The 19,370-nt window shown below is 60.6% G+C and carries 17 protein-coding genes; 6 read left to right on the forward strand and 11 right to left on the reverse strand.

The features are described from left to right. The first annotated feature begins 74 nt into the window (after window positions 1-74). The 5 genes from M5C71_RS27825 to M5C71_RS27845 all read left to right on the forward strand — a co-directional run bounded on the left by M5C71_RS27825 (window position 75) and on the right by M5C71_RS27845 (window position 4,028). The gene (locus M5C71_RS27825; protein WP_103498204.1) at window positions 75-533 is read left to right on the forward strand and encodes a GNAT family N-acetyltransferase; all 459 of its coding nucleotides are present in this window, start codon (window positions 75-77) and stop codon (window positions 531-533) included. 284 nt (window positions 534-817) lie between these two features. Continuing rightward, window positions 818-1,474 carry a DedA family protein gene (locus M5C71_RS27830; RefSeq protein ID WP_103498203.1) on the forward strand — a complete coding sequence of 219 codons (657 nt, stop codon included), beginning with the start codon at window positions 818-820 and terminating at the stop codon, window positions 1,472-1,474. A 4-nt stretch (window positions 1,475-1,478) separates the two neighbouring features. Next, window positions 1,479-2,318, forward strand: a complete 840-nt coding sequence (locus M5C71_RS27835; RefSeq protein WP_103498202.1) for a zinc-dependent peptidase — start codon at window positions 1,479-1,481, stop codon at window positions 2,316-2,318. Window positions 2,319-2,516: 198 nt separating this feature from the next. Beyond that, a complete protein-coding gene (gene ppa / locus M5C71_RS27840; RefSeq protein WP_100941554.1) occupies window positions 2,517-3,044 on the forward strand; it encodes an inorganic diphosphatase in 528 nt (175 codons plus the stop codon). A 228-nt stretch (window positions 3,045-3,272) separates the two neighbouring features. Next, entirely contained in the window at window positions 3,273-4,028 is a 756-nt protein-coding gene (locus M5C71_RS27845) for an XRE family transcriptional regulator (protein WP_177099259.1), read from the forward strand. Window positions 4,029-4,638: 610 nt separating this feature from the next. Here the strand turns inward: M5C71_RS27845 and M5C71_RS27850 are convergent. The 7 genes from M5C71_RS27850 to M5C71_RS27880 all read right to left on the reverse strand — a co-directional run bounded on the left by M5C71_RS27850 (window position 4,639) and on the right by M5C71_RS27880 (window position 14,152). After that, the gene (locus tag M5C71_RS27850) at window positions 4,639-7,749 is read right to left on the reverse strand and encodes an autotransporter domain-containing protein (protein ID WP_248769245.1); all 3,111 of its coding nucleotides are present in this window, start codon (window positions 7,747-7,749) and stop codon (window positions 4,639-4,641) included. A gap of 40 nt (window positions 7,750-7,789) precedes the next feature. Beyond that, complete coding sequence (locus M5C71_RS27855) at window positions 7,790-8,608, reverse strand: sulfotransferase (RefSeq protein ID WP_248769246.1); 819 nt, start codon at window positions 8,606-8,608, stop codon at window positions 7,790-7,792. 39 nt (window positions 8,609-8,647) lie between these two features. Next, window positions 8,648-9,136: a hypothetical protein gene (locus M5C71_RS27860; RefSeq protein WP_248746859.1), complete on the reverse strand. Its 489-nt coding sequence runs from the start codon at window positions 9,134-9,136 to the stop codon at window positions 8,648-8,650. 21 nt (window positions 9,137-9,157) lie between these two features. After that, a complete protein-coding gene (locus tag M5C71_RS27865) occupies window positions 9,158-10,261 on the reverse strand; it encodes a hypothetical protein (protein WP_248746858.1) in 1,104 nt (367 codons plus the stop codon). 582 nt (window positions 10,262-10,843) lie between these two features. Then, entirely contained in the window at window positions 10,844-11,926 is a 1,083-nt protein-coding gene (locus M5C71_RS27870) for a hypothetical protein (protein ID WP_248769247.1), read from the reverse strand. 253 nt (window positions 11,927-12,179) lie between these two features. Then, on the reverse strand, window positions 12,180-12,629 hold the full coding sequence (locus M5C71_RS27875; protein WP_177104640.1) for a hypothetical protein: 450 nt from the start codon (window positions 12,627-12,629) through the stop codon (window positions 12,180-12,182). Then, complete coding sequence (locus tag M5C71_RS27880; RefSeq protein WP_248769248.1) at window positions 12,626-14,152, reverse strand: hypothetical protein; 1,527 nt, start codon at window positions 14,150-14,152, stop codon at window positions 12,626-12,628. Before M5C71_RS27880 ends, M5C71_RS27875 begins: the two co-directional genes overlap by 4 nt. A gap of 205 nt (window positions 14,153-14,357) precedes the next feature. Between M5C71_RS27880 and M5C71_RS27885 the strand changes: the two genes are divergently transcribed. Further along, window positions 14,358-15,512, forward strand: coding sequence for a GGDEF domain-containing protein (locus M5C71_RS27885; protein ID WP_248769249.1), 1,155 nt, complete (start codon window positions 14,358-14,360; stop codon window positions 15,510-15,512). On the opposite strand, the gene M5C71_RS27890 is transcribed toward M5C71_RS27885, so the two are convergent. Genes M5C71_RS27890 through fmdA form a run of 4 tightly spaced genes read right to left on the reverse strand, consistent with a single transcriptional unit; the run spans window position 15,509 to window position 19,189 of the window. After that, window positions 15,509-16,522 (reverse strand): AAA family ATPase, encoded by a 1,014-nt coding sequence (locus M5C71_RS27890; RefSeq protein ID WP_248769250.1) that lies wholly within the window; start codon window positions 16,520-16,522, stop codon window positions 15,509-15,511. The two genes, M5C71_RS27885 and M5C71_RS27890, sit on opposite strands and share 4 nt — an antisense overlap. A gap of 3 nt (window positions 16,523-16,525) precedes the next feature. Next, window positions 16,526-17,569 carry an aliphatic amidase gene (locus M5C71_RS27895; RefSeq protein ID WP_248769251.1) on the reverse strand — a complete coding sequence of 348 codons (1,044 nt, stop codon included), beginning with the start codon at window positions 17,567-17,569 and terminating at the stop codon, window positions 16,526-16,528. Window positions 17,570-17,584: 15 nt separating this feature from the next. Next, on the reverse strand, window positions 17,585-17,929 hold the full coding sequence (locus M5C71_RS27900) for a zinc ribbon domain-containing protein (RefSeq protein WP_100941562.1): 345 nt from the start codon (window positions 17,927-17,929) through the stop codon (window positions 17,585-17,587). Window positions 17,930-17,959: 30 nt separating this feature from the next. Continuing rightward, the gene (gene fmdA / locus M5C71_RS27905) at window positions 17,960-19,189 is read right to left on the reverse strand and encodes a formamidase (protein WP_248769252.1); all 1,230 of its coding nucleotides are present in this window, start codon (window positions 19,187-19,189) and stop codon (window positions 17,960-17,962) included. Between the last annotated feature and the right edge of the window lie 181 nt (window positions 19,190-19,370).

The raw sequence follows: 19,370 nt of genomic DNA on the forward strand, positions 1-19,370 counted from the left end.
TTTGGGCAGCATCGACACCACGGCTGCCCGAGTGAACCGTTTGCCGTCATATCCACGAAGTTGAGGCCTGATCTATGCGGATTACTCAAGCGACCCTGGAACATCTGGACCTGCTGACGCCCCTGTTCGTCAAATACCGTGAATTCTACGGCGCACTGCCCTTCCCTGATTCGTCCCGTAGCTTCCTGGAAAAACGCCTGCGCCGCAAAGAGTCGGTGATTTACCTGGCGTTGGCCGACGATGACGACAAGAAGCTGCTCGGTTTCTGCCAGCTGTACCCAAGCTTTTCTTCGCTCTCACTCAAGCGCGTGTGGATCCTCAACGATATCTACGTCGCCGAGGACGCCCGTCGCCAGCTGGTGGCCGACAACCTGATGCGCACGGCGAAGAAAATGGCCCGTGACACCCATGCCGTTCGTCTGCGCGTGTCCACCAGCAGCAACAACCTGGTAGCGCAGAAAACCTACGAATCCATTGGTTTTCGCGAAGACAGCGAATTCAAGAACTACGTGCTGCCGATCGACGAAAAGTGATCATCGCACGCGCTCTGTAGGAGCTGGCTTGCCAGCGATAGCGGTAGTGAATACCACATCGCCATCACTGGCAGTCGAGCGTCGACCGGTGCTCTCACTGACTCGTGCATAACCTTCGCCCGACATCCCCCGCTACAAACTCAGCAGGCAGAAATCTCCCCAACTCTTATAATCCCGCTTTCTCACGGAATGTACGAAAAAACTACATTCCTTGTAGTTAACTACGCCTATCTATTTTCCTTGCACGGGTCCGCCGAGTCGGACCGTCCACACAGGTGCCACCCATGGATTTCAACCCGATCGACATAGTCCTGCATCTCGATGTCTACCTCGACATGCTGGTGAACAACTACGGGCCCTGGATCTACGCCATCCTGTTCCTGGTGATCTTCTGCGAAACCGGCCTGGTGGTGATGCCGTTCCTGCCGGGCGATTCGCTGCTGTTCATCGCCGGCGCGGTGGCCGCGGGCGGTGGCATGGACCCGGTACTGCTGGCCGGCCTGCTGATGCTGGCGGCGATTCTCGGCGACAGCACCAACTACATCATCGGCCGAACGGCGGGCGAGAAGCTCTTCAGCAACCCGAACTCGAAGATCTTCCGCCGCGACTATCTGCAGAAGACCCACGACTTCTATGATCGCCATGGCGGCAAGACCGTGACCCTGGCGCGCTTCCTGCCGATCCTGCGGACCTTCGCACCGTTCGTCGCCGGCGTTGGCAAAATGCCTTACCCGCGTTTCTTCATGTTCAGCATCCTCGGGACCATTTTCTGGGTCGGCGGCCTGGTCACCCTGGGTTATTTCTTCGGCAACGTACCGTTCATCAAGAAAAACCTGTCGCTGCTGGTCGTTGGCATCATCCTGCTGTCGCTGCTGCCGATGATCATCGGCGTGGTCCGCAGCCGCTTCGGCAACGCCGCGTCCAAAGCCGGCACCCACTGATCCCGTGTGGTCGCTGAGTGCCTGGCGTCGCCGGCGAACCCTGGCCCGCCACCCCGTTGCCGATGAAACCTGGCAACGGGTCCGCGAACACCTGAGCTTCCTCGACGGCCTGAGCGATGCCGAGGATCGCTGGCTGCGAGAACACAGCGTGCTGTTCCTCGACGACAAGCACCTGAGCGCCTTGCCGGGCGTCGAGCTGAACCAGGAACGCCGCCTGCTGCTGGCGGCCCAGGCACAACTGCCCCTGTTGCACCTGGGGGACTTGAACTGGTACCAGGGCTTCCATGAAATCGTCCTCTACCCGGACGACTTCCTCAGCCCCCAGCGCCATCGTGACGCCAGCGGCGTGGAGCACGAATGGGATGCCGAGCACAGCGGCGAAGCCTGGCAACAGGGCCCGATCATCCTGGCGTGGCCCGGCGTACAGGCCAGCGGCGGCTGGGAAGGCTACAACCTGGTGATCCACGAACTGGCGCACAAGCTCGATATGCTCAGCGGCAGCGCCAACGGCCTGCCACCGTTGCACGGCGACATGCGCGTAGGCGAATGGGCCAAGGTCATGCAACACGCCTACGACGACCTCAATCGCCAGTTGGACCGCAACCCCGACGCCGACACCGCGATTGATCCTTATGCCGCGGAAAACCCGGCGGAATTCTTCGCGGTGACCAGCGAATATTTCTTCAGTGCCCCGGATATCCTGGCCACGGCCTACCCGCAGGTGTACGAGCAATTGCGCGCGTTCTACCGCCAGGACCCGCTGGCGCGGCTGCAGCATCTGCAAGCCCACGACCCACGCTACCAGCCCGAAGCACAAGGCCCGAGCGCCACTCCCCACCTCTAGGAGCCGGCTTGCCGGCGATAGCGGTCGTCAGCACACCACAGGACTTCAGGACCTCACACTACCCAGCAGCCCCCGACCAAGGTGGTATTCCACACGTCCCGCCGCCCGTGGCATCGGCCCCGGAATATGCCTATAATCCCCGCCACTTTTTGGTCAAACCGGCCAAGTTTTCTGATCAACCAACGGGGGCATCGCCCAATGAGCTACAGCAAGATTCCGGCTGGCAAAGACCTGCCGAACGACATCTACGTCGCGATCGAGATTCCGGCCAACCACGCGCCGATCAAATACGAAATCGACAAAGACAGCGATTGCCTGTTCGTTGACCGTTTCATGGCCACCCCGATGTTCTACCCGGCCAACTACGGTTTCATCCCCAATACCCTGGCTGACGATGGCGACCCCCTCGACGTGCTGGTCGTGACCCCGTACCCGGTCACCCCAGGCTCGGTCATCCGTGCCCGTCCGGTCGGCATCCTGCACATGACCGACGACGGCGGCGGCGACGCCAAGGTCCTCGCGGTCCCGCACGACAAGCTGTCCCAGCTGTACGTCGACGTGAAGGAATACACCGACCTGCCACCGCTGCTGCTGGAGCAGATCAAGCACTTCTTCGAGAACTACAAGGATCTCGAAAAAGGCAAGTGGGTGAAGATCGAAGGTTGGGGCGATGCCGAAGCCGCCCGCGCCGAAATCATGAAGTCGGTCGCCGCTTACAAGGGCTGATCCGCCGCGCCCTGGCGCGAACTGAAAAACCCCGGCTTGCCGGGGTTTTTTTGTGCCTGTTTACCAATAAACAAACAAGAGTTTTAATGAATAAACACAACGACTCAGATTCAGCTATTTGAGTGTAGGAATTCTGAACAAACCCAATCAGTTCGTGTGCTGGCCGGGACAATTTTTGAACACCTCGTTTATTTAAACAGGTGTAGCACGCCAGTAAACTCCGTGTTCATGAATACATCAGGCGATCGCTTAAGGGCCCTCCTGCGGGAGTGCCACCTATCTGCTTCGGACTTCGCTGCCAACCGGCAAGTGACGCCGCAGCACGTCAATAACTGGTTCAAGCGCGGCATTCCCATGGCGCGACTGGACGAGATAGCCGAGTTGTTGTGCGTCAATAGCCGCTGGCTGCGCAACGGCGACGGACCCAAGCACCCCGGCAGCTCGAGCAACGAAGCTCAGGATGAAGAAGCGCAGCCTCTCCATGGCAAGGAGCCCTACTCGGCCCGTGACGAGCTGGCAGCAACCGAGCGCAACGATGTGCAAGTGCCGCTGTACAAGGAGACGCCAACGGCCCCCGGATCAAGCCTGACCCAGGTTGCGATCATCCCTGGGCGCAAGGTACGCCTGCCCTATCGCATCCTGCAGGCCATGGGTGTCGAGCCGGACCAGGCCATCTGCGCGCCCATGACCGGCAACAGCATGGCGGAAAAGATCCAGGACGGCTCCACCATTGCCATCGACCGCAGCCTGACCCAGGTGGTGGACGGCGAAATCTACGCGCTGGAGCACGACGGCATGCTGCGGGTGAAGTATGTCTATCGCCTGCCGGCGGGGGCCTTGCGGCTGCGCAGCCATAACAGCGCCGAGTACCCGGACGAAGTGTTCACGGCGGAACAGATCGACGAGCAGAACATCCGGGTACTGGGTTGGGTGTTCTGGTGGTCGACATTGAACAAGCGACGGCCGCCGGTGCCCTCAAAATAGGGGACAAGACATCTCTTGTCTGAAAACGACAGCTCTGGCGTGTGGTTTTCGCTGGGAATCTGTCGTAAATGCCGGTATCCTGCGCGGCACATTTGGGCAGCGTCCTGCTTCCAGCAGGCCACATTGCCCACGACACGGCGCGAGACAACTGCGTGGTGTCCCACAACCAGATTTGCTCTGGATGTACATTTTGAAGGCGAGCGAGGCTTACCAAAAATAAGCCAAACCCGTCCCCGAGAAGCCGGCCACAAGCCGGCTTTTTAATTGTCCGAAATAATCCTGTCCCATCCGAGAATTCTGCCGATAGCCCAGCTATTCCGGGGGCTTCAGGCATTCTCCTGTCCGATGGTGTTCAACGCCATACGCACTCTCCTGCACGCCATGGGATACGAACACATCACTCGACACGGCTTTCGTTCTTCATTCCGAGACTGAACACCTAGCGCCCCCATAAAGACGGGCGGGGGAATAGAGCGGCGCAACCGCTTCGGAATCGAGAAAACAAAAGGCCCCTGGAGTCTCTCGACTTCAGGGGCCTTTTGCGTATCACCGGATGACTGCACACGGGAACATCAAGCCCCCGTGGTCGGCCTCCCGGCCTACCCGACCTTTAGAAGGCCCAGCGTGCTTGGGCAGAAGCAGTCTGGTTGACGAAGTGGCTGCGCTCCTCCACGTCATAACGCACGGCCAGTTGCAGTTGGCCGTTGACCGCGTAGCTCAACTCGGTGCCACCGCGAGCCAGCCAGCGCTGCGGACTGCTGGAGTAAGTGGTGAAGACCGTTCCCGGCGCACCGGCAAAGCTGCTGGTCAGCGAGTCACGACTCGCCAGCAAGTCATAACCGACGCCCAGCTTGCCACTCAAGGTCAGCTGTTGCGTGAGGTCATGGGCCAGCTTGCCATCCACACCGAGAATGAACTGATTGGTGCTGCGACTCTTGACCTGCAGGTCCAGCTCATCGGCACCTTTTTCGTTGTAGGCCTCATCCTTGATCCAGGTGTAGTCCGCCCGTACCGAGGGGGTGAAGCGCGTGGCGGGCGTCAGGCTGAAGGTCCGTTCCAGGGCAACACCAGCATGGGCGGTCCAGGAGTCGTAGTTGGATTTGGCTTGCAGCCCGGCGAAGTCGAGGTTGCGCTTGCCATCGTTGTGGTTCTGGCCACCATCGAGCTGGAAACTCAGGTCAGTGGTGTCGTCCAGGTGATACGCACCGTAGCCCACCAATTGATAGACGTCGGTGGTCAGCTGTTGACTGGCGGTGTCACCACTGTTGTGGGTGTCCGCCTTGGCGTAGATGAAGGCTGTACCCAGCATCCAGCGATCATTGAGGTTGGCATCGAGACCAAAGGCCATACCGCCCACACTGGAGTTGACCCCGGCAACGCCATCGTGGCTTTCCTGGTTGGCCCAGGAGCCGAACGGCTTGATCCAGAGGTGCTGCTCAGTCACGCTCTCGCCGGAAGACAGGCCGCTGTCGCCGGAAGACTGTCCGCCAAGGACCGATTCGCTGCGCGCCTGCACCACGCCGTTGATGCTGCTCAATGCCGTCCGCGCCGCCGTGGTGGATCCTCCGGTCATCAGCGGCAAGACTTCGCTGGCGGCCTTGGACACTTCGCCCTGGGTGCTGAGCGCGACAAAGTGACTGGCCAACTTGCCATTCGGATCGCTGGCAATGATCTGGTCCAAGGCTGCCGCGGCACCCAGGGCCGGAGAATTGCCGAGGGTCTGGACGCTGCCCAGAACGGTGTTGGCGCTGCCAGAGGTGGCGACCACATTCAGGTCGACACTGCTGCTGTTGTAGGTCGGCGTGAAGTCGAACAGCAGGCTGTTATCGGTGACATGGCTGAACTGGCCAGTGACCGTGCCGGTCGCACTGATCACGTGGGTCAACTGATTACCGGCGGCCAGGGTATTGCCACTTTTGACGTCGACGTTCAAGGTGCCGGCCAGGGCGACGTTGCCATTGACGCTGAGCTTGCTGTACTGCGATGAACTAAGGGCGCTGACCTGCAACGTGCCACTGCTGCTCTGGCTGAAGGTGTTCCCCACCGACAGCGTGGAAAAAGGCGTGGCTGCGCTACCAATCACCAGCGCACCGGCGTTGCTCACCCCCCCGGCGATCGAAGCGTCACTCGTGTTGAGCGTGGCACCGCTGGCGACAGCCACCGAACCCAGCAGGCTCGCGCCACTGGCCATGACCAGGGTGCCGTTGTTGACGGCCCAATTCTGGCCATAGGTGTCAGTGCCTGTCAGGGTCCAGGTGCTGTTGCCGATTTTCTCGAAGCTGCCGAAGCCCTGATACTGCTGCAGCGGGCTCCCTTGAGGGCCGGTCGAAGCGAGGTCGAACGTGGTGGAACCGGTGTTGCTGTCGCCGCCAAGGGCCAGTACATCGCTGCCACCGCTGGAGCTGACTACATTGCCATTGATCACCGAACCGGCGGCGAGCGTCAGCTGGTTACCACCACCACTGAGCTCGATCGCATTGGCCCGGGCGCCACTGCCGCCATTGGCAAAACCACCAGAAATGGTTCCGGCGTTGAAGACCGTCGAGTTGCCCGTCACCACCACACCCGCGCCACCTACTCCCGCGAAGCCGGCAACACCGTTGGCGCCCGCGACCCCGGCCGTGCCGGCGTGAATAAAGCCCGAACCTCCCGCACCGCCTGCGCCACCCACGCCCGCAGCACCGGCGACACCACCGTTACCGCCTTGAATCGTGCCGGTGTTGATCACCTGAATGTTGAAACCGCTGATGCCGACACCACCCACCCCGCCATTACCGCCGTTCCCACCACGACCACCATTGCCACCGCTACCACCATATTTACCGGAAGAGCTGCCGGCCCCACCCTGACCGCCAGTGCCACCGGTGGCACCGGTGGCACCATTGCCGCCGGTGATGCTGGCGTTATTGGTAACGGTAAAGAAACTGCCTGAAATGCCGGCCCCACCGGCCGAGCCGGCGCCTCCGTTCGCTCCGGCCCCGCCGGTGCCACCGGAGCCCCCGGTGTTACCGGATGCTAAGCTGGTGGACCCGCCACCCCCCCCATTGCCACCGTTGCCGGGGACACTGGCAACACCTTGACCACCGGTGAGGGTCGCATTGTTGGTTAGCGTAAAAAAGCTCCCGTTGACGGCTGCCGAAGCATTGGTGGGGGTGAAGTATTTGCCGGTGGAGCCCGTGCCGCCGACGCCGCCGGTACCCGAGCTGACGTTCGAGCCGGCTGCGCCCACGGATCCCGGAAACGATAGGCCTGCGCTCCCCGCAGCGCCGGTGAACTGCCCCGCGATCGCGGTGGTGATGATCCCACCACTCGCCCCGCTCAACCCCAGAGAACCGTTGTTCCCCACCAGATTGGCACCGGTGACGGTCAGGGGAGCAGTCACTATCAGCGTCGTCAGCCCACTGTTGATCGTGGCATCCGAACCGAGGTTGATCGTGTTGACGGAAGGGTCCACCCGCAACGTCCCACCGATGGACAATTGCTCGCGCAAGGAACCCGTACCGGAATCGGCATTGGAAGTGATGTTGGGGGCCGCACTTGCCCAGGCCGACGAGGCAATGCCCAGCGACAGCAGTGCCAGCGGCCAGACCGCTGCTTTACCGCGCGCCCCCGCCAGGCGTGTGCCCGAGCCGCCGCAGCTCTTCGATTTGGCGGCTTCGGAAACGACTTGCAGCGCTCCCAGGCCGCTGTTCCAGACCAATCGATAAATCCCCTTGTTCATCTCGTGCGCTCCAATGGTTTGATTTTTTTATGGGGGCTCTTCAAAGAATCCTGACCCCTTGAGTGTTGTGTTGAGGGTGTTGCCAGAAAGCGTCGTTGATAAACCGCGCGAACACATCGGGCGGCAGCAGCGTCGGCCGGGGGACGGCCTGTACCCTCGGCCGCACATCGTGCAGCCCTGGCGTACCGGCCCGCCGGTCGAACTCCTGCGCCTCGAACTGGACGTTATGCAGGTCGTGACTGAAAGCCGGCTCGCCAATGAAGTCGTAAATACCGTCGAGCACCGCTTGCGGGTCGCTGACCAGGCTCTCGTAACGCACCAGCAGCAAGCTGGCGGCGTGCTCGCCATAAAAAGCCTGCTTGAGGGCGTTGTAGGGATAACCGAGCATGCCCTCGGCATTCGCCAGAGCATCGGCGCGGCTATAGACCGTGCCACCGGCGTGGAAATTGAAAATCGCCGAGGGCGAAAGGCGGTTGTTCTGGACCAGGCGCTCGATACTGTCGATGATCCAGGGCACGTCGCGCACGCAGGCAATCACCTTGCTGGCGGGGAACAGGCTTTTGAGCAAGGCCATGCGCGAACACCAGGCACGGTTGCTGTCGAAGATCACCGGCGCGGAAAATTCGTCACCGTAGAACTGCTCGAACAGCCCACGCAGAATGCGTTCACGCTGCTGATCGGAGATGAACAGTGAATACTCGTTCTTGCCGCTCATGCCATTGAGCAGGTCATCGACCAGGCCTGCCACAGGGCTGCTCATGTGCGCATGAAAACGCGGATTCTGGCGCAACAGGGCCGACAGCAAGGTCGAGCCGGAACGGGGCAGGCCGGAAATGAAATGCAGAACGCGTTCAGTCATCGATCGGGCTCCTGGTGAAAGGGTTGATAACGCCCTGGCTCATGACAGGAACAGCCGATGCCAGACACTTTGACCGCTCTCATCGATACCCAGGTGCTGGAACCCGGCGCGCTGGATCACACGGATACCAGCGGCGGTCTCCAGCTTCGGATTCTCGACAATGATCATCATCCCCACGGGCGCCTGAGCGTCGCCGGCATAGGCCAGCGCCAGTTGCTCGTAGGTATGGGTAAACAACCTGGGAGCCAGGCCAACTTCACGGTGGTCCTCACGAATGAAGGTGCGATAGAACCAATAGAGCGCCCCGGCGCCGGGAGAGGCGCAATACACCGAGCTGACCCCAACGATCCGCCCCTCGGGGTCCAGGACCACACACGCCACCTCGAAGGTTCTGCGCCAGGCCTCGGCGGGATCGGGTATCGCGCCGGTTTCGCCCCAGAACGCGATGAGTTCGCTGCGCATCTGGGCAGTGACCTGCCCCCATACCCAGACGATCCGGTGATTTTTGAATAAGCTGATGGCCGACATGGCAGCTTCTCGTGTTGAAGGTCAGAGTGAAGGTTGGCTGCCATTGCACGGGTAAGGCGTGCGCAGGCGAGTGTCGTTGAGGAACAGCTCGCACCACAGGCGCCATAGCTTGATCAGTCGTTGCTGACCACCCTCCTGGCGCAGATCCCGAGTGGCCCGGGCCAGAACGCTGGCAAAGGACTGGGCGTAGAGCCGGCAGCTGCGGCAATCGATGTTCGGCGTGCAGCATTTGCCGGCGCTCTGGCTCAGGTCGGTGTTGTAGTGGCGCAGCGAGGGGGTCAGCAGTACGCCACAATCGCGGGTCACGGCGCCCGCCCCCTGGGCATCGGGATACAGGCCCGCCGGGTCGTGAATCAGCGCATTGAAATCATCGTCATACAGAATCCGCTGCCCCGGTTGTTGCAGCAGCAGCCCGATACTGTCCCGGGCACGCAGGAGATCGTCGGCGCTCAGGACCAGGTTGTCGGCGGCGGTGCTGGTGATGTGGTATTGATCGGCGCCGGCTCCGCTGTCGATAAAGTCCAGGTACTTGCTGGTCGGGCTGTAGTGATTGAAGGTCAGGGCCAGACCGTTGTCCGCGCAGAGCTGGGCGATATACGGAATATCGTCGAGGTTGCGTGCGGTCAGGGTGAAGACGAAGACCGCCCTGGGGTCATTGCGATAGTTTCTGATCTGCTTGTTCATGGTGTCGGCACCGCGCAGTTCGCGGCTGCGCTCGGGGTTGCCCCAGAGCGACACATGCACGCGATAGTCGATCTCGGCACTCAAGCGCTTGATGCCGTTGGTGAACACCACGCCGTAAGGAATGTGCCGGCTGGCAATGAGCAACTTGTTCTCCGCCAGCGACGGCTCCGCCCCGCCGAAGTAGCCGTAGCGCACGCCTCGTGCGCCTTCGTCGGCGAAGAACCGCTCGATGCTCTGCAGGTCCTTCACATCCTTGTGCCCAAGATAGTCATCGCCTGAAAAGAAAAGACACCCTTCGCAGGTCAGGTTGCAGATCGAGGTGATGTCGTACTGGCTCGGACGAAGAGGCAACACTTCCTGGCGCAAGAGCCTCCAGAATTCGCTATCACTCAGCGATCGGGCACCTGATTGCTGCCCACGAGCAACGTCAAGGACGGCCATGCGGATGGCTCCAGAAATGATTCAAAGAGGTTGGGGGACGACTCTGGGGGCCAGAGTCCACGACAATCCGCCGGGAGGAAGCGGTAAAGTCAAAGTAATGGCGAAATAATGCCTAACTGACATCATCCTGCCAACCCTTACATGTGTGTTTCATAATATTTCCGCTGGAAGGCTGCGTGTTCACTGAAAATAGGCACATAACGCCATTAATACGCCGATTTTTTCGCATTCTTATTAGCCAAAAAACTGACAGCCGTTCCATTGCCGCCAGCGCGGACGTCAAGGCCAGGCTTAATACGGTCAGGCGACCGGCTGTCGATGGCTGCCGATGCCTGGATTTGCGTAGGGTCGTGCGATGCGTGCAGTGCATGTTTTTCTTCCCCGGCTCATTGCTGCTAAATGAGCATTAAATTCGCCGAGCATATGTGATCCGCGGTCACAGGCTTGACCGTGCGTCCAAGTTTCCAAACTATATTTTTACAACACGATCACAGAGGGAATGGCTGGCGGGGACGGAGAGTGTGCCGGTCCTGCTGCACACACTCCACGCCCGGTCATGCAGCGCCAAAAGCACTTGTCCTGCTAGCTGCCCGGCGCGAACACCGCCACGCAACCATTACAGCCTCCGTCCTTCGCACTGAGCGGCAGGAAGACGTGGTTATTTTTCTCGCTGACCGCGACCGAATGCGGATTGCCGCCGGGCAGCTTTATGCGTTGGACGATCGTATTGGATTTTGCGTCGATAACACCGAGCTCCGGGCCGTCCGGCATGCCGCGCGAAGCGGTGTAATACTGCTTGAGCTTCGGATTGTAGGTGACCATGTCGGCGGAACCGAGGCCTGGAATGACCTTGACCACCGAACCGTCGGTCTTCATCACGACGAATACCGGCGGCAGACCGCTGCCCTTGCCGCCAGCGTCGCAACCTAACAGCAGGTTTGCACCTGGTCCTTGCACCAGGCCGTTGGGATGGCAGTCATTGACTGGCAGCAATTTCTCGAGCTTGCCGCTGGCCGGGTTGATGACCGCGACGGCACCCTTGGCCTTATCCTTCTTCAACTCGGGAATCGAAACATAGAACCTTTTTGTCACCGCATCGTAGACGGGCTGCTCGATCCCGTCCGTGGCGTCCTCAAGGGAAATCCTGGCCATGATTTTGTGTTCGGGCCTGGTCGAAATCAGCGTCAGGAACGGCGGCTCGTCGGCATTGTTGGCGACAAGCACAACGTGGGCCTTCGGATCGTAGGCCATCTCGTCAACCCGGAATTTTCCGCCGGTGGAAAGGCTATCCGTGACTTTTTTCGTCTTGAGGTCGATGACCTTCACAGTGCTGTCGCCGTCGCTGGCCCACACCTCGCCACCAACCACGACGACGCCGTTCGGGCCGGACACACTACTGGTCTTTAATTGTCCTGCGAATCCGCCGGGCAACCGGTCGACCATCTTGCCGCTGGCGCCATCGAACACGTCGATAGCCTTGTTGCTTCTATCGGCCAGATAATAACGGTTGGTCGCCTGATCGACATAGCTGATGTCGAAGCCGTTGAGAGGCTCGCCTGGAACCTCCAGTGTGCCGATCTGTTTCAGTTCCGCCGCGCTGACCGAAGCAGCGAGACTCAATCCCAATATTGCAGTCGCGCAACCCAACAATTTTCGCGGCATCATGTGTTTTCTCCTGAAAGTCTTCGGGTACTGTTGTTTTTATTCGCATCCATAAACCACCCCGACCCACTAGGGCGCCTGACTTTTCACATTCATTCAGAGATACACGGTCCTGACAGTAACTATTCCGCCTATGGCACTTTGACCTCAGAACAGATGCCGACCCACCAGACAACCTCGACCGCCGAGTCAATCTCGGTTATCCGTATTCATAGTGTCAACATTTGAAGTGCACATGAGTGCAGATGATGTGCTTTTAGGAAATGTTCCCACTTGTGCCACCTGCGACACTCAGCCCCTGCACCAACCCTAGCGCCTGAGTAATTTCCGGTCTGTCGCTCCAAAGTGTCCAGCAGGTACTATCGAATGCTTCAATAGCTAAAACATAAGTCTCTGGCACTATTTCGAAGCCAGAGGGTTTAATAATTTCAGCGACCGTATTGACTGCGACCACAAGACAGTTGAACGTTTGCTCCATCGATTGTGAGAACTCAAGCAATTGCCCCCACGTCATGATGTCTCCTCTCTCCTGAGAGAGTAGAAAAGCCTCATACTCATCCATAGAAAGGCCATCAGGTGCACAACCCACACCTTGAAACTCGAGAACTGACCACACCCAATCATTATCAGGAATGACCGCCAGCAAATCGCTTAGCAACAGGACTGTTCCATCCGCCCGGAAAGACGCCAAGGTGACTGAGTTCATTGCGGATACTCCAGTGGTCTTGCGGGCCCGTGCTGGGGCGTCCCCCCCGTGGGATTTGGGATGAAATCATGCTGATGCGGACTCGTATGCTCTTTGGGGCGTCCGTGATCCGTAAAGTCTATATCTCGCTTGGGCTCCAGTTTGCCATCTTTGTTCAAATGCCACTCTCTGGCTTGCCTGTATTCATCTTTTCTTCCTCTTCTATTTGCAAGCTGGGTGTGGGGCTCTTCGGCATCGGGAACGGGCCTACCATGCTTGTCGTTTACTAATTTCCTATCTGGCCGGTATAAAGTGGCCGGATCAATTTCCTTAGGCCATTCAAGCCTGACAATCTGCGCCCCAGCGCCCTTCCCTTCTGCCCGTCCCGCCTTTTTGATTCTAGCGTTCTTGAGGCCTTGACCAAGCCGTTTCAGCCCAGAGCCCAGACGTTGCGTCAATGCCAGGTTACGCATCGACACCGTACCTTTCGCCGCCAGACCAGCACCACCGCTGTACATGACCAACAGCCCGATCAGCACTATCTCGAAGACCACCGCACCACCGAACTCGGCGATTTCTTCGCGGTTCTGGGCTTTTACATAGTCAACGGCAAATCGCGCCAGCAGGTCCCGGCTCGGCCCGTCCTCCATCACGAAGCACGCCGTTTCGTAGCTTTCGGCCAGTTGTTCACGGGTGATCTTGCTTGGGTCGAAGCCCAGCGCCTCAATCAGTTCACGATGCTGCGCCTGGGAAAAGTTGTCGCGAAAGGAAGCGATCCAACTGCCACCATTGGAAGCGTCGGCGTTCCAGGCGGACACCACGACATTGGAAAAGGTAACCAAGGGATTGATCAGGTCGCCATATTCCTTGGCGCTCTTGACCAATCCCCAAGCGCCATAAAGCGCGCCCTTGCCAATCGCCAAATGGGTATGGAATGCATTGGTGACAACACCACGCTCATCCTGGATAGCCTGCAACGCCGCCGCTTCGGCACGCTCTGCTTCGAGAATCGCCTCCAGCGCGGCCTGCACCTCGGCGCGGCTGCGGACCACCAGATCTTCGGTGTCGACCTCCGCCAGCATCTGCGCCTGATAAGCTCCATCGGGAATACTGCCGACAAACCGACTGTACTCATCCAACCGAGTCCGAATGGGCTCGCCGCTGGCCGGGGTCAGCACGCAAGGCAAATCACACCCCAAGCCTTCGCCGTTATCCCAGATGAACTTCAAACCGACATGGCAGGTGCTGGTCGGAATCTGGCGCTCAATGGTCCGCTTTGCCTCGCTGTAGAAGTCGCCGTTATAAGGCTCTGGAGGCGGCACGCGACGCTCAGTATTACGCGACGGCAAAGGAAAGCACGGGCCCGGCGTGGGTGAGTAATTGCCCCTGGAATCGTAATGGCCCACGGTTAACGAGATCCCTGTTTCAACAGTCGTTCGCTCCTTCGAGAAGGACCGACAAAAACAGAAAATCAGCTGCTCGGCCCAGTTACCGAAGCTTACGGTCGAGGCCGAAAGGAAGTGACCGCATTGGATGCCAGACAACTCAACGCCATCTGTAGGACCCTGGTCAACAGCCCCCTTCAACAAGCAGGCAACCCCACGGAGATCCCGCTACAATCCCGCCGAGTGATTGCCAAGATGCTCGCTCACGTGCCAAGTCCTGCTTTCCAACTCGCGGTGTGCCCTGGCACCCACCGCCGCCGTCCCGGGCGCCCCCCGGTCGCCGGCTGAACAGGGTTGCCCGAACATGACGCTGCTGCACATCCCCACCCTGCTGCTGGTCTCGGTCTTCATCTTCTGCCTGATGGGGCTCTTGAGCCTGCACGCCTGGCTGCGGGAAACCCGCGAACGCTGCCTCGCCTACCTGGGCAGCATGATGTTGCTGGCATCCCTCGGCATCCTGCTGGTGAGCTTGCGTGGCTTGGGCGTCGACTTTGTACCGCTGGTGGTGGGCAACGTGGCGCTGTTGCTGAGCGCAGCGATGAACTGGACGGCCATGCGCGTGTTTGCCGGGCGCGCGCCCTCGGTCCCAGGCATGCTCGCTGGCGCGCTGACTTGGCTCGCGCTGTGCACGGTGCCAACCTTCCTGGAGTCACTGCCATTGCGGGTGGCCGCCTATTCGGTGCTGACGGTCGGCTACGGCGTGCTGACCTTGCTGGAGTTCTGGCGTAGTCGCCACAGCCTCGAAGCCTCCTACCTGCCCGCGCTGACACTGACAGCACTGAATACTCTGTTCTACTGCGTGCGGACCTTTACTGACGCCGGCATGGGCCTGGACCAGGCCCTCGCGGGTAGCGGCGAAGGCGTGCCGTTTTTCTCCTTCATGCTGTTCGAGTCCATGCTCTACGTGGTCGGGATCGGCTACGTCACCCTGGCCATGGTCAAGGAGCGCGCCGAGCGCCAGCTCAAGGCGGCGGCCTATAGCGATCCCCTGACCGGCGTCGGCAACCGGCGGTCGTTCATGTTCAAGAGTGAAAAGCTGCTGGCCGACTGCGGGCGTCAGGGCACGGCGGCGGCGCTGCTGCTCTGCGACCTGGACCACTTCAAGCGTCTGAACGACACCTTCGGCCATGCCGTGGGCGACCAGGCACTGATCGCCTTCGGCCGGGTAACGACACAGATCCTGCGCCCGGCGGATGTATTCGGGCGCATTGGCGGCGAAGAGTTTGCCTGTGTGCTGGGCGATAGCGACAAAGCCCGCGCGATGGAAGTGGCGGAGCGGATCAGGGCCGGCTTTGCCGGACTGACGCTGCTGGAACCCGGCTTTCTCAGCGTGAGTATCGGGCTGGTCACCACGGGGGAATCCGGGTACGAACTCTCGCGGTTGCTGTCGGTGGCGGATGAGGCACTTTACGCAGCCAAGGGTAAGGGCCGCAATCGAGTAGAGATCGCAGAAAGCTAGCCCTGCGGCAACACCACCAACCGCTGCCCCTGCACCGTCGCCGTCATCTGCCCGGCGTCGGCACAGGCCAGCAGGCAATCGGCAATCGCCGGTTCCAACTCGACCCGCACCCTGCGCACCAGGGCGCGGGCGCCGAAGCGCGGATCGTGATCGCGTCCCAGCCAGGCACGGGCCAACTCGTCCACCAACAGCTGGCGCCGCGGCCCCAGGCGCTGATTGAGCTTGCTCAGTTCGATATCCAACAATGCGTCGAGCCAGCGACCCTCGATGCGTTCGAACACCAGGATACGATCGATCCGATTGAGAAACTCCGGTTCGAAACGGTTGTGCAACACCCGCTCCAGCAGCCGTGATTCAGCCTCGACGAACCAACCCAGCAAACGTCTCCAGCCCCCACTCAAACGCTGCCGTCGAGCGTTGGCCTGCCGTGCGCCGATGTTGCTGGTCATGAAGATCAGGCTGTTACGAAAATCCAAAGTACGGCTGCCGCCCGCCAGGGTCAGCCTGCCGCTTTCCAGAATCCCCAACAGGCTGCGCAACACCTCGTCGCTGGCCTTTTCCAGCTCATCGAACAGGACGATGCCCGGACGACTGTAAGTGCCCTCGATCAACTCACTGTCGAACAGACTGACACCCTCCTTGCTACCGACATAACCCGGCGGCGCACCGGTCAGCGCCGCCGCGTAATGTTCCTGGGCCAAGGTCTGCATATCGATGCGGCACATCGCATCGCTACGACCATGAATGGCCTGGGCCAGCAGGCGCACGATCTCGGTCTTGCCAACGCCAGTCGGGCCCATGAACAGGTTGACCCCAAGCGGTCGCTCGCGATCACCGATGTCCGCCTTGAGCACCTTGAGCTGTGCCTCGACCGCCGCCAGTGCCGCGTCCTGGCCGACGATGCGCTTACGCAGCAGCGCCATCACCTGCTGCGGTTCGAAGGTGAACCGCGAGGTCAGCGGACGCACCTCGGGCTGCCCTGACGCGGGGACCTGCTGGATCGACGACATGCTTCAGCCCGCGGTCTTTTCTTTACCGCCGTGGGGCAATTGCCCCACCGGGCAGTCCGCCACGCCCACCGTGCGCCGGGTGAAGTTCTCCACATTCTCCCGGGCCTTCTCGGCATCCAGGACCCAGGTGCGATAGAACTCGAACGGACACTCAGCGATGCCCTTGTCGCCATCGCCGGAATCGTAGATGCCGGTGTAGCCACGGTGCAGCAACTTGAACAGATGGTTCTGCGACTGGTCGTTGGCTCGCGCATCGCGGATCTGTGAGATCGACAACTGGGCGTACTGAATACCCATTTCCTCTTCGCCACACTCACCCAGGGTACGGCCGTCGAAGCCGATGATCGCCGAGTGCCCGAAGTACGAATACACCCCGTCGAAACCGGCGGCGTTGGCCACCGCGACATAGCAGTTATTGGCCCAGGCCATGCTCTTGGACATCTGCACCTGCTGCTCCTTGGCCGGGTACATATAGCCCTGGCAACGGACGATCAGCTCCGCGCCCTTCATCGCACAATCGCGCCAGATCTCCGGGTAGTTGCCGTCGTCGCAGATGATCAGGCTGATCTTCATGCCTTTGGGGCCGTCGCAGACATAGGTGCGGTCGCCGGGGTACCAGCCTTCGATAGGACACCAGGGAATGCACTTGCGATAGCGCTGGACGATCTGCCCCTGATTGTCGATCAGCACCAGGGTGTTGTAAGGCGCCTTGTGCGGATGCTCCTCGTGGCGTTCGCCGGTCAGGGAAAACACACCCCAGGTATTGGCCTCGCGACAGGCCGCGGAAAAGATCGCGGTCTCTTCGCCGGGAATGGTCGCGGCGGTGGCCATCATCTCGTCATGGTCATAGAGAATGCCCATGGTGCTGTACTCGGGGAACACCACCAGGTCCATCCCGGGCAGCCCCTGCTTCATGCCCTTGATCACCTCGGCGATCTTGCGGGCATTGTCGATGACCTCGGCCTTGCTGTGCAGGCGCGGCATCTTGTAGTTCACGACAGCAACACCGACGGTATCCGGGCTGCTGGAAATGTCGCCATGGCGCATGGAGAAAAACCTCTGTCAGTGACTGATCATCCAGGGCCGTGGCCCGGTCTTGCTCTTGAGTCCCAGGGGATTGGCCTTGGTCGGCACCACCGGTTTGCTTGGCGCGCAGCAACCGCAACCCTTGGGATGACGCCGCTGCTGGTACTCGGCGACGGTCTGCGGCGCATGGGCGCTACGTTCGTTGGTGGCGATGGCCTGGCGCTGACTGCTCGACAGACAGTTCAAGGCCGGCGCCGAAAGCTGCAAACCACCGCCCGCGCCGCCGCAATAGGGGCACTGGCAAGGTTCATGGCGCTGGTTCATGGGCCGCAGCATGGTGAAGGTGCCGCAGGCCTGGCACTGGTATTCGTAAGTCGGCATGGTTCGAACTCCCGGAATCTTGATGACGCCTTACAGATCGTGGGCGATAGGCAGGTCGATACTGCCGTCCAGGTGCTTGATCGGGCCGCTGGCGTTGGGGTTGATATCGAAGTCGAAGATCTCGGTCGGCAGCCACAAGGTCGCGCAGGCATTGGGGATATCCACCACGCCACTGATATGGCCCTGCACCGGGGCCGATCCCAGCAAGGCATAACCCTGGGCAGGGGAGTAGCCGAACTTGGTCAGGTAGTTGATCGCATTGAGGCAGGCCTGGCGGTAGGCGACGTTGACATCCAGGTAGTGCTGCTGGCCGCTTTCGTCCACCGAGATGCCTTCGAAGATCAGGTAGTTCTTGTAGTTCGGGGTGATGGGGCTTGGCTTGAACACCGGGTTCTTGATCCCGTACTTGGCCATGCCGCCTTTGATCAGCTCGACCTTCATGTGTACCCAGCCGGCCATCTCGATGGCGCCACAAAAGGTGATCTCGCCGTCGCCCTGGCTGAAGTGCAGATCGCCTACCGAAAGGCCGGCGCCGTTGACGTAGACAGGGAAGAAGATCTTCGACCCACGGGACAGGTCCTTGATATCGCAGTTACCGCCATGCTCGCGCGGCGGCACGGTGCGGGCGCCGGTGGCGGCGGCGTCATCGCGGGCCTGGCCCTTGAGTCGGCCCATATGTGCGGTGGCGGCCAGCGGCGCGTTGGCCAGGGGCGGCACGCGGGTCGGGTTGGTGTCGATCAGTTCCTGCTCGCGGCGGTTCCAGTCGGCGAGCATCACCGGGTCGGGCAGGCAACCGATCAGGCCGGGGTGGATCAAGCCGGCGAAGTTGACCCCGGGGATGTGCCGCGAGCTGGTGAACATGCCTTTGAAATCCCAGATGGCTTTCTGTGCGCTGGGGAAATGATCGGTGAGGAAGCCGCCGCCGTTCTGCCGGGAAAAGAAGCCGTTGAAGCCCCACTGGGATTCAGCCTTGGCGCCGATGTCCAGCAGGTCGACCACCAGCAGGTCGCCAGGTTCGGCGCCGTGCACGCCGACCGGGCCGGAGAGGTAGTGCACGGTGGACAGGTCGATATCGCGCACGTCGGAAGCATCGTCGTTGTTCTTGATCGCCCCGGCGGTCCAGTCGTAGGTTTCGAGAATGAAGTCATCCCCCGGCTTGACCCAGCAGGCCATCGGAATGTCCGGATGCCAGCGGTTGTGGATCTGCTCGTTCTCGGTGGCGGGCTGGTTGAGGTCGACTTTGATCAAGGTATCGGTCATGGCAAAGCTCCTGGACAGTAGGGATGTACAGCGTTGCTGGCAGTCTCGAATGGCGACGCGAATCGGCCAATACGTCGGATGACGTAGCCCCTCGCAACACCGCAATCTGTAGGAGCTGGCTTGCTGGCGATAGCGGCCGAACAGGCGATGCAAGGCTCAAGGGCCTCATCGCCAGCAAGCT

This window comes from Pseudomonas sp. MWU12-2345, from assembly GCF_023242385.1.
In the GTDB taxonomy this organism is placed as follows: Bacteria; Pseudomonadota; Gammaproteobacteria; order Pseudomonadales; family Pseudomonadaceae; genus Aquipseudomonas; species Aquipseudomonas gingeri_D.

Coding starts and splice junctions, on each gene's coding strand:
- M5C71_RS27825 (WP_103498204.1), top strand. CDS start 75: ATGCGGATTACTCAAGCGACCCTGGAACATCTGGACCTGCTGACGCCC.
- M5C71_RS27830 (WP_103498203.1), top strand. CDS start 818: ATGGATTTCAACCCGATCGACATAGTCCTGCATCTCGATGTCTACCTC.
- ppa (WP_100941554.1), top strand. CDS start 2,517: ATGAGCTACAGCAAGATTCCGGCTGGCAAAGACCTGCCGAACGACATC.
- M5C71_RS27845 (WP_177099259.1), top strand. CDS start 3,273: ATGAATACATCAGGCGATCGCTTAAGGGCCCTCCTGCGGGAGTGCCAC.
- M5C71_RS27850 (WP_248769245.1), bottom strand. CDS start 7,749: ATGAACAAGGGGATTTATCGATTGGTCTGGAACAGCGGCCTGGGAGCG.
- M5C71_RS27855 (WP_248769246.1), bottom strand. CDS start 8,608: ATGACTGAACGCGTTCTGCATTTCATTTCCGGCCTGCCCCGTTCCGGC.
- M5C71_RS27860 (WP_248746859.1), bottom strand. CDS start 9,136: ATGTCGGCCATCAGCTTATTCAAAAATCACCGGATCGTCTGGGTATGG.
- M5C71_RS27865 (WP_248746858.1), bottom strand. CDS start 10,261: ATGGCCGTCCTTGACGTTGCTCGTGGGCAGCAATCAGGTGCCCGATCG.
- M5C71_RS27870 (WP_248769247.1), bottom strand. CDS start 11,926: ATGATGCCGCGAAAATTGTTGGGTTGCGCGACTGCAATATTGGGATTG.
- M5C71_RS27875 (WP_177104640.1), bottom strand. CDS start 12,629: ATGAACTCAGTCACCTTGGCGTCTTTCCGGGCGGATGGAACAGTCCTG.
- M5C71_RS27885 (WP_248769249.1), top strand. CDS start 14,358: ATGACGCTGCTGCACATCCCCACCCTGCTGCTGGTCTCGGTCTTCATC.
- M5C71_RS27890 (WP_248769250.1), bottom strand. CDS start 16,522: ATGTCGTCGATCCAGCAGGTCCCCGCGTCAGGGCAGCCCGAGGTGCGT.
- M5C71_RS27895 (WP_248769251.1), bottom strand. CDS start 17,569: ATGCGCCATGGCGACATTTCCAGCAGCCCGGATACCGTCGGTGTTGCT.
- M5C71_RS27900 (WP_100941562.1), bottom strand. CDS start 17,929: ATGCCGACTTACGAATACCAGTGCCAGGCCTGCGGCACCTTCACCATG.
- fmdA (WP_248769252.1), bottom strand. CDS start 19,189: ATGACCGATACCTTGATCAAAGTCGACCTCAACCAGCCCGCCACCGAG.